Annotated in this window: 15 protein-coding genes; 4 read left to right on the forward strand and 11 right to left on the reverse strand. The window is 62.4% G+C overall.

Annotated elements, in window-relative coordinates:
• Positions 1-237: 237 nt before the first annotated feature.
• Complete coding sequence (locus SOP95_RS14450; protein ID WP_323607409.1) at positions 238-1,020, reverse strand: response regulator transcription factor; 783 nt, start codon at positions 1,018-1,020, stop codon at positions 238-240.
• A 111-nt stretch (positions 1,021-1,131) separates the two neighbouring features.
• Positions 1,132-1,602, reverse strand: coding sequence for a prepilin peptidase (locus SOP95_RS14455; RefSeq protein WP_323607410.1), 471 nt, complete (start codon positions 1,600-1,602; stop codon positions 1,132-1,134).
• Between the two features lie 74 nt (positions 1,603-1,676).
• On the opposite strand from SOP95_RS14455, the gene SOP95_RS14460 reads away from it, so the two are divergent.
• Both SOP95_RS14460 and SOP95_RS14465 read left to right on the forward strand, forming a co-directional pair.
• Positions 1,677-2,117: a TadE/TadG family type IV pilus assembly protein gene (locus tag SOP95_RS14460; RefSeq protein WP_274077469.1), complete on the forward strand. Its 441-nt coding sequence runs from the start codon at positions 1,677-1,679 to the stop codon at positions 2,115-2,117.
• Positions 2,114-4,888 (forward strand): ATP-binding protein, encoded by a 2,775-nt coding sequence (locus SOP95_RS14465; RefSeq protein ID WP_323607411.1) that lies wholly within the window; start codon positions 2,114-2,116, stop codon positions 4,886-4,888. Before SOP95_RS14460 ends, SOP95_RS14465 begins: the two co-directional genes overlap by 4 nt.
• Here the strand turns inward: SOP95_RS14465 and SOP95_RS14470 are convergent.
• From SOP95_RS14470 to SOP95_RS14490, 5 genes are all read right to left on the reverse strand, one after another.
• Complete coding sequence (locus SOP95_RS14470; protein ID WP_323607412.1) at positions 4,858-6,825, reverse strand: pilus assembly protein TadG-related protein; 1,968 nt, start codon at positions 6,823-6,825, stop codon at positions 4,858-4,860. The two genes, SOP95_RS14465 and SOP95_RS14470, sit on opposite strands and share 31 nt — an antisense overlap.
• Before the next feature lie 219 nt (positions 6,826-7,044).
• Positions 7,045-7,605, reverse strand: a complete 561-nt coding sequence (locus SOP95_RS14475) for a DUF4136 domain-containing protein (protein ID WP_323607413.1) — start codon at positions 7,603-7,605, stop codon at positions 7,045-7,047.
• 55 nt (positions 7,606-7,660) lie between these two features.
• Positions 7,661-8,278, reverse strand: a complete 618-nt coding sequence (locus tag SOP95_RS14480; RefSeq protein WP_274077473.1) for a DUF4136 domain-containing protein — start codon at positions 8,276-8,278, stop codon at positions 7,661-7,663.
• Between the two features lie 12 nt (positions 8,279-8,290).
• A complete protein-coding gene (locus tag SOP95_RS14485) occupies positions 8,291-9,040 on the reverse strand; it encodes a methyltransferase domain-containing protein (RefSeq protein ID WP_274077474.1) in 750 nt (249 codons plus the stop codon).
• Entirely contained in the window at positions 9,040-9,342 is a 303-nt protein-coding gene (locus tag SOP95_RS14490; protein WP_030128233.1) for a MazG-like family protein, read from the reverse strand. Before SOP95_RS14490 ends, SOP95_RS14485 begins: the two co-directional genes overlap by 1 nt.
• A 164-nt stretch (positions 9,343-9,506) precedes the next feature.
• On the opposite strand from SOP95_RS14490, the gene SOP95_RS14495 reads away from it, so the two are divergent.
• Positions 9,507-9,800, forward strand: coding sequence for a hypothetical protein (locus tag SOP95_RS14495; RefSeq protein WP_274077475.1), 294 nt, complete (start codon positions 9,507-9,509; stop codon positions 9,798-9,800).
• A 66-nt stretch (positions 9,801-9,866) separates the two neighbouring features.
• Positions 9,867-11,213 carry an MATE family efflux transporter gene (locus SOP95_RS14500; RefSeq protein WP_323607414.1) on the forward strand — a complete coding sequence of 449 codons (1,347 nt, stop codon included), beginning with the start codon at positions 9,867-9,869 and terminating at the stop codon, positions 11,211-11,213.
• A 24-nt stretch (positions 11,214-11,237) separates the two neighbouring features.
• On the opposite strand, the gene SOP95_RS14505 is transcribed toward SOP95_RS14500, so the two are convergent.
• From SOP95_RS14505 to SOP95_RS14520, 4 genes are all read right to left on the reverse strand, one after another.
• A complete protein-coding gene (locus tag SOP95_RS14505; protein WP_323607415.1) occupies positions 11,238-12,035 on the reverse strand; it encodes a DUF4123 domain-containing protein in 798 nt (265 codons plus the stop codon).
• Positions 12,032-13,354, reverse strand: a complete 1,323-nt coding sequence (locus SOP95_RS14510; RefSeq protein ID WP_323607416.1) for a contractile injection system protein, VgrG/Pvc8 family — start codon at positions 13,352-13,354, stop codon at positions 12,032-12,034. The genes SOP95_RS14505 and SOP95_RS14510 overlap by 4 nt, the downstream gene beginning before the upstream one ends.
• Positions 13,355-13,585: 231 nt before the next feature.
• Positions 13,586-15,499: an arginine decarboxylase gene (gene speA / locus SOP95_RS14515; protein WP_274077479.1), complete on the reverse strand. Its 1,914-nt coding sequence runs from the start codon at positions 15,497-15,499 to the stop codon at positions 13,586-13,588.
• A 219-nt stretch (positions 15,500-15,718) separates the two neighbouring features.
• The gene (locus SOP95_RS14520; RefSeq protein ID WP_063341676.1) at positions 15,719-16,090 is read right to left on the reverse strand and encodes a translation initiation factor Sui1; all 372 of its coding nucleotides are present in this window, start codon (positions 16,088-16,090) and stop codon (positions 15,719-15,721) included.
• Positions 16,091-16,123: the final 33 nt, after the last annotated feature.

The following is a 16,123-nucleotide window of genomic DNA, read 5'->3' on the forward strand; positions in this document are numbered from 1 at the left end:
CCGCCAAACCTGTAGGAGCTGGCTTGCCAGCGACCGGCCCTAAAGCCCTGCACCGACCTCACCGACGCCATCGCCAGCAAGCCGGCTCCTACAAAAAATCGAGATCACCGCCAAACCTGTAGGAGCTGGCTTGCCAGCGATTGGCCCTCAAGCCGAGCGCCGACCTCACCGACGCCATCGCCAGCAAGCCGGCTCATACAGTAGGGCGAGTACATCCGACAGATTCAGGTGCGGTGATCAGTTCGCAGTCAACCGATGGCGCCCGCCCGAGTTACTCGGCGTCAACGCCAACGCCAGTTGCGTGCGGTTGTGCATATGGGTCAACCGCAGCACCTGCGACACGTACAACTTCACCGTGTTCTCGGTAATGCCCAATTCGCAGGCAATCTGGTAGTTGGTCTGCCCCTTGCCCACCAGGCGCGCCACATCCAACTGACGTGGCGACAGTTGATTGAAAATCGCCGGAATCTCGGCCCGTCCGGCATCGCTGACAGCGCCATCATGAGTACCCGGTGCAGACGGTGTGCGCCTGACCCGGTCGAGGTCCTGGTACAAATCATCCAGCGACTCGGACAGGTATTGCAGCTTCTGATTCAGATGCCCCAACTGCAACGCCTTGTGCCGCTCCTGCAGTACCACTTCCTGGCGTTGCACGCCTTCGAGCAATTCATTCAGATCAATCGGCTTCTGGTAGTAATCGGCAAAGCCGGCGCGCAGTGCCTTGATCACATCCTGCTTGCCCGCCTGCCCGGTGAGCATGATCGCCTCGAAAGCCCGGTGTTTGCCGGACAGCTGTTGCAGCTCCTGGACCATCTGGATGCCGTCCAGGCCAGGCATATGCAAATCGCAGAGCACCAGGCCGATTTCCGTGTCCTGGTTGAAACGTTCGATCGCCTGATGGCTGGATTCGCAGGCAACGCAACGGTAGCCGCTGTTCTCAAGAAATTCGCAAAGTTCTGCAACGATCTGGGGCTGATCGTCGACCACAAGGACTTTTACTGCCGAAGTACGCTTGTTCACGTGCAACTCCCTGCAAGGCCAAGGACTGACCGTCCCTTTATCGACAGCCTGAGGCTGTACAACCTCTGAATGAAAGTAGTCGCTCTTTGGCCGCTGTACAAAAACGGATGACTAGCCGAACCAGGCCAATGTCAGCATCAGACCCACCAGGAGGAAGGGGGCAAAGGGTTGTTTCTTTGACAGACCAGGCTCCAGGTAAACCAGGTGACCTCTAAGCCCTTGACCGATATGAAGCCAGACTCTTGGCGCCAGCAGCCACCAACACACACTGGCGAGACCCGCGCCGATCAATACCCCCAACACATGCCGACCATCGGTCGCCAGCCCCAGGGCGGTCATGAGTTTGACGTCCCCGGCGCCCAGTCGGCGCATCCCATAGCCGGGCAAAGTAAACGCCAATGCCAGCAGCGCAGCCCAGCCGCCCTGCTCGACCGGCGCGCCGATCCAGGTGGTGCCGCTCCATAACAGATACGCCAAAGCCAGCGCCCCGACGCCCAGGGTCAGGCGATTGGCGATGTGCCGTTCCCGGGCATCCTGCGCTGCGCATAGCGTCAGCCAGATCAGTAGTACAAAGCTCTGCATCCGGTAAAAAACGTCCGTTTTGGCTGAATGATTCTATGCTGACATTACCTCGAGTTGTCAGGGTAGACGCACTCATGAAAAGCAGCCTCCCACGTAAGCAAAAAGGTGCCGTCGCGATTGAATTTGCCTTAGTGTTCGTGATTTTTTTCGCGGTGTTCTACGCCATCGTCGCTTACAGCCTGCCGCTGCTGCTGATGCAGTCGTTCAACCAGTCGACGGCCGAAGCCGTGCGTCGTAGCGTGGCGCTGGACCCGAACACGCCCGGTTACGAGGCTGCGCTGAAAAACGTCGTCAAGCTGGAACTGACCCGTCAGTTGGCCTGGATTCCCGCCGGGCTGAATTTCGATGTCGCCACTGACACGACCACCACTTACACAGGTGGCGTGTTGAAGGTCGTCATCCACTATCCCTCGCAAAAGTTGAACGCGGTGATTCCGTTTCTGAGCCTGCCGGGGATTGGCTCCGTGCCGAGTTTACCGGTGACGCTCACCGCCAGTTCGAGTCTGCAGTTTTGAGTGCCGGGGACAAACTCTTCGGGCGTCTGCTCAATCGCCATCCGCCCGCGCCCCAGGAAATCCCGGAGCCCTTGAGTGTGCTCGGCGTCGGTCTGCAAATGCAGCTCAATGCCCAAGGACGCGTGCTGCTACTGACCGGCCCGTTGCGGCATCAGCTAGCCCAGCAGGTCCCCACGGCACAGCTGCCGCACCTGCTGGATTTTCTCTTGCCCCATTGCAGCCTCGCCATCGAGGGCGCTCCCGCCGATTGGCAGGGCCAGCTCCTGGACCTGGATTTCTACAGCCTCAACGGCCCGCCCCTGCACCTGCGTGGCTGGGTGCAGCCGATGGCGGACGCCTGGCTGCTGCAGTTGCTGGACATCGGCGACTTGCTGCTGGAACGCCGGCAAGCGCGCCTGCGCGAGCAGTGCCAGTTGCTCGCGGCACAGATCGGCGAGCAGTTGCGCCTGTGTAGCCTGATGCGCCTGCCCGAGGTATTGATCGACCAATTACAGGCACTGGCCCAACGCTTTCACATTCCCTGTATCGCCCTGGCGTTGCTCGATGAGCAAGAGCAGGGCTGGCAGATTCACCGGCACTACGCCGGCTTCGATACGCCCAGCCTGTGGCGCACCGGTCAGCGCCTGGGCACCGGTCTCGATAGCTTGAACGGCTCCACGCCGCATCACCTGAACCTGGGCGAACATCCGCGCCTGCAAGGCATCTTTGCCAGCACGGAGGGGTTCGCCGTGCCCTATTACGATGCCCAAGGCGTGGTGGCCTGGTTGCTTTGCGGCTGTTACCCGGTCCAGCAGCAGGCCCCGGATGTCAGCGAGCGTGACTGGTTGCAGTTCGCCGCCGCCCTCGCCGGCCCCTTGCTGGAACGCTTGCGCGAACATCGCCACCATCTGCAGTTGGAGCGCCTGGAGGCGTTGCAGGCCTTGCTCGGCACCGGCTGGTGGGAAGTCTTCAGCGACAGCGCCGAGGTGCAATTGGCTCCCTCGCTGACCCGCGCCCTGAATCTTCAGCAAGAGCGTTTGCCGCTGCAGGACTGGCTCGCGCAAGTGCACCCCGCCGACCGCGAAGAGTTGCGCAGCCGCCTGCAGGATTTGCAGCACGAAAGCACGCCACTGCTGTTGTGCGTACGCCTGTACCGCGCCGACGGCAACGCCCCGGCGACCTGGTACCGCTTGCAGGGCCAGGCCCTGGGCGTGGGCGTGGGCAGCCAGCAGCGCCTGGTAGGATTCATGCTCGACATCAGCGACATCAAGAACCAGGAGCAACTGGCCGCCGCCGCCCATGCGCGACTGGACAATCTGATCGCCAGTTCGCCCGCGGTAATTTATGTGCAGCGTTATGTCGAAGGCGCGCTGCAACCGACCTTCTTCAGCGACAGCCTGCAACCGTTGCTGGGCTGGACGCTCGCCGAGTGTGCCGGTGCGGCGTTGATCGAGCGCGTGCACCCCGAGGATCGTGAGCGCTATTTCGAACGCACCCGCCTGCTGCTGCGCGAAGGTTCGGCACGGGCACGCTATCGCCTGCGCGACAGTCGTGGCGATTACCACTGGTTGCTCGACGAAGCCCGGTTGCTGCGCGATGACCTGGGTCTGCCGGTGGAGGCCGTCGGCCTGTGGCTGGACGTCACCGAAGCGACGCTGGCAGCCGAGCACGTCAAACAGAGCGAGGAGCGTTACCGGATGTTGGTAGAGGACTCGCCGGCGATGATCTGCCGCTACCGCCCGGACCTGACCCTGACCTTCGGCAACCGGCCGCTGGCGACCTATCTGGAATGTTCGCCCGAGGGCTTGCCGGGAGTGAACCTGGGCAGCTGGATGTCGGCGCAGCAGCGCGAGTCCTTCCTCCAGCGCCTGAGCCTATTGAGTCCGGAGTTCCCGGTGAGCACGGCGGAAATCAACCTGCAGTTGCCCGGCCGCGAACACGCCTGGTGGGTCTGGTCGGATCGCGGGGTGTTCGACGAAGAAGGTCGCCTGCTGGAAATCCAGGCCGTGGGCCGCGACAACACCGAGGTTCGACGCGCCCAGCAACAACTGACCCAAAGCGCGAAGATGGCCACGCTGGGCGAGATGGCCACCGGCCTGGCCCATGAAATCAACCAGCCGCTGAACGTGATGCGCATGGCGATCGTCAATGTGCTCAAGCGCCTGGACAATGGCAATCTGCAGATCGATTACCTGACCGACAAACTCAACCGCATCGACACTCAGGTCCAGCGCGCGGCGCGGGTGGTGGACCATATGCGCGTGTTCGGCCGGCGCTCGGAGATCGAGCAGCACCCGTTCAACCCGGCCCAGGCCATCGAAGGCACGTTGTCGTTATTGGCCGAAGGAATGCGCGGTAAAGGGGTGGAACTGCGGGTCAGCGAAAGCGGTTTTTCGGTGCAGGTGCGCGGGCATGTCGATCAACTTGAACAGGTGTTGATCAACCTGATGGTCAACGCCCGCGACGCGCTGCTCGGCAAGTGTGAGAGCGACCAGCAGTTCAAGCCGTGGATCGCGCTGTACGCCGAGCGCGATCAACACGCGGTGCGCCTGTGGGTTGAAGACAACGGCGGCGGCATCGATCCGCGTCTGCTGGAGCGGATCTTCGAACCCTTCTTCACCACCAAGCCGGTGGGCGTTGGCACCGGCCTGGGGTTGTCGGTGAGCTACGGCATCGTGCAGAACATGGGCGGAACGCTCAGCGTCAGCAACTCGACCGAGGGCGCGCGGTTTTGCATCGAGCTGCCGATCGTGCCCGACGATCAGATCACCAGCGACGCTCGACCGGCGTGACAGCTGAGGTTGGCGCCGACTTCGACCTTGTTCAAGTCGATGCCCAGGCTCGCCAGCAAGGTGTTGATGAGGGTATCGAGCAGCGGGCTGAGCACGCTGTTGATCGCATTGCCCAGCGCGGTGGTGACGTCGTTCAAAAGGCTGCCCAGGCCACCGATGATGCTGCCCGACGGCCCATACATGCTCACCCCGAGGTCGCTGACGGTGGTGCTCAGGCTGTTGACGATGTTGTTGGTGGTATAGGCGAAGAAAAACGGCGGCTGGTTGATTTCCGGCAGGTTGGCGGCGGCTGGCGCGGAATACACGTGGAGCATGTTGGGGTTTTGCGCCACCGAGGTGTTGACCCGGATGCCGATGCCGCCGGTGGGCCGGTGGTTGTAGCAGACCGCTGGTAAAAACAGCAGCCGCTGGCAGGTCTGCACGCCGACATAGATGAGCTGTAGCGGGTTCACGTCATTGGTCGGCGGGACCAAAGCGGAGCCAAACACATCGGCCGGGTCGATCTGCCCGACTTTCAATCCGATCAGCGTGGTCGTGGTGTTGGTCGTCAGGCTTTTGTTGGTCGCGCTGATGCAGCTGTAGGCCGTGACATAACTCCAGGCACCGCCCGCCTCCAGGGCGACATCGAGCCGTATCGGCGGTGGCAGGAGCTTGGTTTCCGGCGTGTCACACGGCGCGCCCAAGCCGCAGGTCAGCAACTTGTCCACACGCAGTCCCAACAGGTCCTGGAGGAAGCTGGTCAGCGACGTCGCAAGGTCCAGTACGGCATTGACCAGGGGCGTGATGGCGTCCAGCACCGGCAGGTTGATCGACAACAACGTCTTCACCTGGGCCGTTCGAACATGGATGCGGTTGGGCCCCAAGGGCGCCAGCGCGGCGCTTTTCGGATTGCCCACGGCCGACAGTTGCGACGGCTGCATGACCTGCACCCGCGCGGTGATCTGCGCCAGGCCCGCGAGGTTGATCGGCAGGGTCGCCACCAGGCCGTTTTGCTTGTTGGCCAACTGCACGACGCCTTCAATCAGGTCGAAGGCTTTGAGGTTCACTGCCAGGGCCGAGATATCACTGCCGCTTTCGACGTGCAGCAAATCGCCCAGCACCACGCTGGTGGTACCGGCCGCCACCTTCAGCGCCTTCAGGCTGACGATCGTGGCACTCGCCGCCAGAGTTCCGTTGGGGTCCAGGACATTGATGGCGGCCTGGATCAACTGGCTGACGTTGATGCTGTTGGCCAGCACCTGGTCATAACCTGCGGCGGTCAGGCCGAGGTCGATTTTCAGGCGATTGAGGTAGCCGAGCAGGCTGATGTTGCTATTGACCAGGCCATTCCAGCCGGCGGCATTGATCGTCACGTTGCCGCCCAGCAACCCCCCGAACAGCAAGCTGGTGATGGCTGCCTTGCTGGTATCGAATGCCAGGGCGGTGCTGCGGATGGTCAATGCGGCCAAAGGCGGCGGCAGCGCGGCGACAGCTGTCGCCTTCAGGGTCAGGGTCGAGCCCGCAGCGGCACCACCAAACAGTGCGCCGATGCCGCCGACAAGACTTTGCGGCACGACATGGCTGGCGATGACCTGGATCGCTTCGCTTTTAGCAGGGTCGACGGCAAACACCCGAAGGCCGTCGGCATCCAGGGACAGCGCGCCGCAGCTGACCGCCAGTGCACGCCCGTCGCCGGGCAGGGTGAAGCCGTTGCGCTGGGCGCTGGCAGTGGCGTAGCTGGTGGCGGTTGCGCCGGTGGAACAATCACCGCCCCGTGTGGCGGCTTCGAGGGCGGCCATGTCGGCGATGCGCTGCAGGTTGCGTTTTTCCAGGTACAGCCGCCCGCTGTCAATGACCAGCAGCGTGAACGCCAGGGCCAGCGCCAGCGTCACCGCCGCCATCAAGCCAATCGCCCCCCTTTGCCGGGCCGGGCCGCGAAACTGCATGCGGGGCGACATCACGCACTCCTTTGCCGGCGCACTGCCGAACGTGACCTCCGTGGGTGTAAGGCAGTGTAGACAAGGGATGGCGCGACTGCTGGCAACTCGCCACCCCCAGCAACAACAAATCCCCTGTAGGAGCTGGCTTGCCAGCGATGAGGGCCTTCAGAACACCGTAGAACTTGAGGGCCTCTTCGCTGGCAAGCCAGCTCCTACAGGGGATGTTTACAGGGTGTTTTATCGGTGCGGGGGATAGTTCGCCAAAATCCGCGTGACCGTTTCGTGTATCGCAGTGCTGCGGTCCGTCGGGTTGGGGGTGCGGCTGAGGATTTGCTCGTCACTGCCGCGCCACACCAGCTTGCCGTCCTTGCCGTCGAGCAGGTCGATCTGGATGGTCGCGACCTTGTAGGACACCAGGCGGGTTTCGTTGTACATCGGCGCGCCATAGTAGCCGTACCAGGGGTTACCCCAACCGCCGCCGTAGTTGGTCGTCACCTGTTGCTGGCGTTCCTCGACTACCAGGTAGGTCTGCACACTCAAGTCGCCCTTGGCGCCAGCGCCTGCCTGGCGCAGGCCACGTTGGTCGAGCTGGTCGACTACCGATTCGCGCACGCGCTGTTCGGTCAGGTCGCTCTTGATCCTGGGGTCATCGGGACGGTATTGCAGCGCGGGTTCTTTCCAGCTCCAGCTGTGATACGCGGCAAAATCGCGGCTGGCGTCGAAGTCATGATTGACCTGGTTGGCGGCGCAGGCACTGAGCAATACGGCCACTGCCAGTAAAGCGAGACGGCGGAACATGATGATTCTCCGGTAGAAGACATGAACCTGCGAAATGCTTCTTGACCACAGGAAGCTAACTGGGAGGATACGCCGACATTGCCTTTTCTACAGCCTCCCGTATGGCGTCGACCCGCTCGCCCTGGCTCCCCCGGTTGCTGGTTTCCGCACTGGAACTCCAGACCGATTGACCGTCTTGCGCGTCGAACAGATCGACATGAACCACCACGACCTGTTCCTCGTAAGTGCGCACAATTGGCATGCTGCCGTACATGCCGTAACCCGGCCCATAACCATATCGATTGTAGCCGCCGTAACCGCCGTAGTAGCCGTAATCGTCCTGGACCTGACGCAAGCGGGTTTCCAGGCGCAGGTCAGCGCTGACGAACAGGTCCGCCGGCCGATTGTCATGCAGGGGCCGCAGGCCGCGTTGGTCCAGGGCGTTGCTGACCGCTTCGGCGACCTGCGCCGAATCCGCCCAGGTAGTGCCCGGCGGCAGCTGCCCGTTGAGCCAGGCCCAGCTGCGATACCGCCCGTAGTCTCGCGGTGGCGCCGGGTAGGCGCTGCGATCGAAGGTAGTGGCCGCTTGAGGCGGGGCAGGCGGCAAGGGCCTGGAACTTGCCACGTACGGATTGCTGCCCTGGCAGGCAGCCAGGCCCAGGCAGATCAACAGCAACCCTGAACGACTTTTCATTTCGAGCTCCGATCAGACCGGCCGACAGATCCAGTGCAAATATCGCCCAAGCCCGGCAAAGCTTGGATGGCGACGGTGGGCCAACTCCATTTCGAGCAGATCCACCAGTTCGGCGCGGGCCTGGAACTCCACCGGCATGTAATCGTGAAAAACCCGCACGCCACTCTGGCTTTCGACCTGCCACAGGCCGTCAAGTTGCGCCGCCAACTCCCGTGGGTCCAGCGGCTGTTGCGGGGTCAGGCTCTGCTTTTCACCGGCCATGTCGTTTTTTCGCATCTTGCGGAAATGGCCCTTGAGCAAGTTGCGGTAAATCAGCGCGTCGCGGTTGTAGAAGGCCAGGGACAGCCAGCCGTCGGCCTTGGTCAGCTGATGCAGCACCGGCAGGATGGCGTGCGGTTCGGCCAGCCATTCCAGCACGGCATGACACAGCACCAGGTCGTAGGGTTCGGTGAGCTGACCGAGCAGTTCCTGCCAGGGCGCCTGGATGAAGGTGGCAGTCTGTCCCGCGTCGGCAAAGCGCTGGCGGGCGCCTTCGAGCATGGGTTCGGCGGGTTCGGCCAGGGTCACCTGGTGGCCACGCTCGGCCAGCCACAACGACATGTGGCCAAGGCCGGCGCCGATATCCAGCACCCGCAGCGGCCGATCCGGCAGGGCCTCCGCCAAGTCGGCCTGCAGCACCGCCAGGCGAATCGCGCCTTTGGCGCCGCCGTATATTTTTTCGGCGAAGCGCGTCGCCAGTTGATCGAAATGACGGTCGCTCATCAGCTGAACCTCCGCTCGCTGTCCGCCAGCTTGCTGCGCACGACGTCATTCATGTCCAGGCCCAATTCGCTGCACAGCAACAACAGATAGAGCACGATATCGCCGATTTCCTGCCCAGCATGGGCCAGCTTGTCGGCCGGCAGCTGCCGTGACTGGTCTTCGCTCAGCCACTGGAAAATCTCCACCAGCTCGGACATTTCGACACTGGCGGCCATGGCCAGGTTTTTCGGGCTGTGAAATTGCCGCCAGTCATTGCGATCACGGATGGCGTGCAGGCGTTCGGTCAGTTCAACAAGGTTCATCGGGCTCTCCTGAAGGCGTATAGCTTCAAGGGGATGACGGGGGAAGGCAAGTGCCTGGCAGCGGTGACAGTCTTTGCACCATAATCAGTCGATGGCGTGTTTCGGCGGCGCCTGTAAAAATTCGCTGGCAAGCCAGCTCCTACAGAAGACAGGACGTTCATTCCATGCAGGTAGAAGGTTTCTTTGAGTGGCTTGGCCAGATCCTGGGCACAGCCATCCGTTTCATCGTTGACGCCCTCAGCGGTCTGTTCCAACTGGTGAGTCGCGCCAGCAGCCATTTTGTCGAAGGTTTGTCCGAGGCGCTGGGCATGGACACCTCGATCATCAGCATCGTCACCCTGATCCTCGGGTTGGTGCTGTTGTGGTCGGCGATCCGCGCGTTCATGAACGCCTCGATCATCATGGGGATCATCTGGTTGATGCTGGGGTTGTGGTTGCTTAGCTGGATCATGCACTGACCCCGGCAACGGATCGCTGCAGATTCTGCAGGGGTCGCTACAATGCCCGCTCCCCAAGGAGCCTGCATGTCCAACCTGATCGCCGACTGGCGCGACCGCCCAACCCATCGTAGGGTCTGGGCGCTGGCTGCGCCGATGATTCTCTCGAACATTTCCGTACCGCTGGTGGCACTGGTCGACAGCACCGTTATTGGCCACCTGCCCCATGCCCATCAGCTCGGAGCCGTGGCGGTCGGGGCCAGCCTCTATACCTTCCTCGCCTGGGCCATGGGTTTTCTGCGCATGGGCTCCACCGGTTTTGCCGCCCAGGCCGCAGGGCGCGGGGATGGCGCGGCGCTACGGCAGATTCTGTTGCAGGGTCTGTTGCTGGCCATGGGGCTGGCAGTGGTTTTGGGCGCGCTGGGCGTGCCATTGAGCGGGGTGGCGCTGCACTTCATGCAACCGTCGGCGGAACTGGACCAGATGACCCGCGAGTTTTTCCACACGCGGCTGTTCGGCCTGCCGGCGGCACTGGCCAGTTATGCGCTGGTCGGCTGGTTTCTCGGCACGCAGAACGCCCGCGCGCCGCTGGTGATTCTGCTGACGACCAACCTGGTCAACATTGCCCTGAACCTGTGGTTTGTCCTTGGCCTGGAATGGGGGGTGGTGGGTGCGGCCCGGGCTTCGGTGATCGCCGAGTGGACCGGTGCGCTGATCGGCCTGTTGCTGACCCGCCACGCCCTGCGCGCCTATCCCGGGCATATCGTCTGGGCCGCCTTGGCGCTTTGGCAGAGTTGGCGACCGCTGCTGGCGGTCAATCGCGACATTTTCATCCGCAGCCTGGCGCTGCAATCGGTGTTTTTCCTGATCACCGTGCAAGGCGCCCGGCTGGGTGATGCAACCGTCGCCGCCAATGCCCTGCTGCTCAACGGCCTGCTGCTGACCGCCCACGCGCTCGACGGCCTGGCCCATGCCGTGGAAGCCCTGTGCGGACACGCCATCGGCGCGCGCGACCGCGATGCCCTGCGCCGCTCCCTGGTGGTTGCCTGTGGCTGGTCGTTGTTGGCAAGCCTGGGCTTTGCCGGCTTGTTCATGTTTGCCGGACACCTGTTCATCGAAATGCAGACCGACATCACCAGCGTGCGCGACACCGCGTTCCTGTACCTGCCCTACCTTGCCGTGCTGCCGCTGATCGCGGTCTGGAGCTACCTGCTCGACGGGCTGTTCATCGGCGCCACCCGCGCCAGGGAAATGCGCAACGGCATGCTGTTGACGGTGGCCTTGCTGGTGCCGTTCGCCTGGGCGCTGCAGGGCTATGGCAACCATGGCTTGTGGATAACCTTTTTGCTGTTCATGTTGCTGCGCAGCCTGACGCTCGGCTTGATTGCCTGGCGCCTGCGCCAGAACGATGGCTGGTTCGCCCGCGCTCACTGAAGCGGAGTCGTCAACCGTGCCAACTCAGGGTGAATCGTTCTGCCATCGCTTGCGCAGGCTTTCGAGGCGCTCTTGCTGGGTAGCCCCCGATAATGGCTGCACCGGCAAGGCATCGGGGTACTGCAAGCGCAGCCACATCCAGCCATCGAGCACCGGACGTTCGCTGAAACCCAATGCCAGGCCCTCTTCCAGATGGCCCCACAACCGCATGAAATCAGTCCCCGTGGATTGACTCCAGCGCCAGGCATGCTGCTCCAGCAGGCAGGTCTGCAGTTTTTCCCGCTGCCATGGGCTCAGATCCTCCTCGACCGCCAGAGGGCGCACGGCCAGCCCCGGGTTGAGCAACTGCTGCCAGCCCTGACAGCCAAGCGCGCGATCCGCCCAGGTGCCGCCGAACCAGCGCAATTGGCTGATCGGCCCCAACCAGCGACTGAGTTCCTCGGCATCGCAGGCATCAAAAAAATAACTGGCGGTGTTCGGGTTGTAATAACTCAGCAAGGCCCGGTGATGCAGGTCGAACGAGACCGTGAGCATGCGCCTTAAATGCGCCAGCAATGTCGACGCCGGCGCTTCGCTGGATATCAGCAAGCCGCGCCAGCGCTGCCCGTCGACGCGGTACAGGTCGGCCAGGGCCGGGCAGGTCCGCAGATCGATGAGTAGCGGCCCCTGCTCCTGCAATGCCTGCCACTCCGTGTCTTCGAACAAGCGCAATCGCCTGGCATCGGCAAACGTCTCTTGCAGGGCCACACCGGCCTGCGGCGCGCCGGGCATGTCCAGCAATAGCCATTGCGGGCTCGAATCGGGCGCCTGGACCACCGTCATGCCGCACCGCTCTGGCCAAGGCGTGTCGCCGTGCGGCAGATGCACAGCGCCTGCGCGCAATGATTGAAACTGCCACCACCGGGCAGCAGGCACAGCAGCATCAGCGGCTCGCCCGAACCCAGCCACTGCTGCACGCCGTCGAGCGAACAATCTTCGACAACCGTGGTGGCGGCTACCGTATCCTGTTCCTCGACTGCCTCGACACTGGCGGGACCTTGCAGGAACCCGGTAATCAACGGTTGGTCCGGATCACCTTCCGTGAAGCTCACCACCACCTCCGTGCCTTGCGCCAACCGGGCGCCACTCGCAGCAGCCAATGGCAACCAGCAATGGCTGGGCGCCGCGCCCTCCCCTTGATAAAGCCAGTCAAACTGCACCGCCACTGGCCTGGATGGATCAGGGGGCGGCATGTCGACTTCCACGACCCATGCCCGTTGCAGGCTGTGCATCTTTGGCTTCACCGCACTGAGGGGCGATTCAAAGGGCAATATCCGATGCTGCGCCCGTACCTGGTTGCTGTAGGTCTGGCTCGCGCCCTGGGCGCCTTGATGCTCGATATGGGTCACCAGCCACGGCCGGTTCCATTCGGCAACCGGATGCCCGGACAGCGGCATGTACTGGCCGCTGCGCAGCGTTGACAGGTCAGTGCCACACGCCACGCGCTGCACCGCGGCATCGGTGCAGCGCTTGAGCTCAAAACGACGCACTGCCGGTTCCCCACCCTCCACACTGAAAAGCGCCGCTTCAGCGACCTGAAAATCCCCCGAACCCTCGCCAAACACCACGCAATGCCTGTCAGCCCGGTGTTCGAAGTGATAGTGCAATCGCTCCTGGGCGCACAAGCGCTGAACAAACTGCAGGTCCGATTCCCGGTACTGCGTGCAGAAATCCCGGGGCGGGTAATCGCCAACCAGTTCAAAGCGCCGATCCTGATCGACGATGCCGTGCTCCCTGAGTATCTGATCAAGAATCTGCGGCACCGAGCGGTCGCTGAAAATACGCTGGCTGAAGCGCTGGGCAAGGCAGGCGAGTTTCGGCCCCAGCCGCACCTGACAGAGCCTGATCCCCGGGCCGTGATCGCGCTGGACCAGCTCATGCAACTGTCCATGGATGGCGTTTCCCGCCGGACCGAAAAGCAAGGAGGCCGGGCGGTACAGCAAGCCGGCGAGGTCGAGCGTCGGGTCTTCGATCAGCAGGTCCACGTCGAACACGAAAGGTTCGCTGATGGATTCTCTACCGGCAAAGGACAGAACTTCGAAGGCATTGGACAGACCTGCTACGTCCAGACGAAATGACGGCTCGTTGACTGGATCGACCATGGGCGTTTCTCTACAGGAGGGACAGCCGGGGATTCTCGCCGAGAGACATGGCCGAGTAGAGAGGCGAAATACAACTTAGGAAAAGGCCTACGCGAAAAGAGGACGAAATAGCTTGGATAGCCGAGACGCGGTCCATTTCGCTGGAAAAAAGAGAAATGTCGCACCAGGCCATCTGAAATTTCCGACGCAAACGGTAAATTTTCAGACAGCCTGATGAGAGCAGTGCTTACCTCAGGAAGACAGGTAAGACGAACGGGTCAGGCCCAGGCGCAGCGCATCGAGGAACTGGGTGCGCTCGCTGGCACTGATGCGGGCACTGGCGCACTTGTCGCGGTAGTGGGTCATCAGTTCTTCCGGCGACAAGTGCACGTAACGCAGCATGTCTTCGATGGTGTCGTGGGTCTCGATACCGGCGTGATAGATGCTGCCGTCGGCATTCTGGTAGATGTTCACCGAGTCGGTGTCACCGAACAGGTTGTGCATGTCGCCGAGAATTTCCTGGTAGGCGCCGACCAGGAACACGCCCAGCAGGTAGTCCTCGCCCTCGTTCAACGAGTGCACCGGCAGGCTGGTCTCGATGCTCTGCTCGTCGACGTACTGGTTGATCTTGCCGTCGGAGTCGCAGGTCAGGTCCTGCAGCACCGCGCGGCGCAGAGGCTCTTCGTCGAGGCGGTGCAACGGGATGATCGGCAGTACCTGGTCGATGGCCCAGGTGTCCGGCAGGCTCTGGAACACCGAGAAGTTGCAGATGTACTTGTCGGCCAGCTTGTCGTTGAGTTCGTCCAACACCTGGCGGTGGGAACGCTGGCGCGCCTTCAACGAGTTGTGCAGGCGACGGCACACGGCGAAGTAGCATTGCTCGGCCAGGGCTTTTTCGGCCAGGGTCAGCTTGCCGTCGGCGTACTGGGCAGCCACGTCGCTCATGTAGTGCGTGGCGCGCCAGTAGGTTTCGGTGACCATCTCGATGTCGGTCGGGCCCAGCAGGTCCACCAGCCACTGCACGGTTTCCGGCAGCGCTTCCTTGTTCTCGATCTGCGGCACGTCGTCGTTGTGCTTCTCGACGTCGGTCACCTGGATCACCAACATGGCGTGGTGGGCGGTCAGGGAGCGGCCGCTTTCGGAGAAGATGTTCGGGTGCGGCAGGCTCTGCGCGTCGCAGAACTCCTTGAGCATCCCGACCACGACACCGGCGTAATCGTCCATGTCGTAGTTGATCGAGCTGGCGTTGCGCGAGTGCGTACCGTCGTAGTCCACGCCCAGGCCACCGCCGACGTCGATGTGATCCACCGGCAGGCCGAGGTTGCGCAGTTCGCCGTAGTAACGGATCGCTTCCTTGAAACCGTGCTGGTAGTCGGCCAGGTTGGCGATCTGCGAACCCATGTGGAAGTGCAGCAGGCGAATGCCCTGGTCCAGGCCAGCGGCGCGGAAACGCTCGACCACCGACAGCAGTTGCGCCGCCGACAGGCCGAACTTGGATTTCTCGCCACCGGTGTCGGCCCACTTGCTCGACGCCAGGGACGACAGGCGCACCCGCAGGCCGACCTGTGGCTTGACCTTGAGCGAGGCGGCTTCTTCGATCACCAGGCCGACTTCGGATTCTTTCTCGATCACGATGAACACGTTGTGGCCAAGCTTCTGGCCCATCAGTGCCAGACGGATGAACTCGCGGTCCTTGTAGCCGTTGCAGACGATGGTGCCGCCCTTCGGCGCCAGCGCCAGCACCGCCAGCAGCTCAGGCTTGGAGCCGGCTTCCAGGCCGATGGAGACGTTCTGGGTGGCGATGATGTTCTCGATCACCGCTTCCTGCTGGTTCACCTTGATCGGGTACAGCGCGGTGTACTTGCTCTGGTATTCCAGGCGCTCGATGTTGGCGTCGAACGCACCGGTCAGCTGACGCACGCGGTCTTGCAGGATGTCCGGGAAACGGACCAGCAATGGCAAGGACAGGCCGCTCTTGCGCAACTGGTCCACTTGCTCGAACAGATCGATGGGTGAACTGCTCGGACCGTTGGGACGAACTTCGACGCGACCGGCGTCATTGATCGCGAAATACCCGGCCCCCCAATGGCGAATCCCGTAAACACTGCGGCTGTCCGCAACTGTCCATTGGCTGCCATCGTCTTTGCGTGTGCGTCGTACGGACATTGAAGTCCCCTATAAAGAAGTCATAGTGCGTCGCCTGGATTCAGGCCGGCGCAGTCTAAAGAATGAAAATGACGGTTCGTCAACGAAGGGATAGACCTCGCCGACCGCAGTGAGTTTAGAAACCGGTCATGAACAGGCTCTGTGAAAACCATGGTGACGACGCCAGGCCTGCAGGTGGGCAGGTCTGGATCAAGCCGCGGGTGGTTTTCACAGAGGCTGCTAGCCGCCGGACTTCTTCGCCTTGAAACCGTGCTTGATCAGTTCAGCCAAGAGTAGCTCGACATGATCGCCCTGGATTTCAATGATCCCGTCTTTCAACGCTCCACCGGTACCACAGCGCTTTTTCAACGTCGTGGCCAGTTCCTTGAGCGCGTCTTCCGCCAACGGCACGCCGGTGATGGTGGTCACCGTCTTGCCGCCACGGCCCTTGCTTTCGCGACGCACGCGAGCGATGCCGTCGCCGGCCGGGATAACGGTCTGTTTGCAGATGCAGGCGTCCACCGGTTTACTGCAGTCCGGGCAATGACGACCTGCGTCGGTGGAAAATACCAGGCCACCAAGGGCGGCGAAGGATGCGGCTTTTTTGGCCACCGGCAATCCTCTTGGGAGGACAAAGACTGGTCG

The organism is Pseudomonas sp. YuFO8 (assembly GCF_035065025.1).
GTDB lineage: Bacteria > Pseudomonadota > Gammaproteobacteria > Pseudomonadales > Pseudomonadaceae > Aquipseudomonas > Aquipseudomonas putida_AE.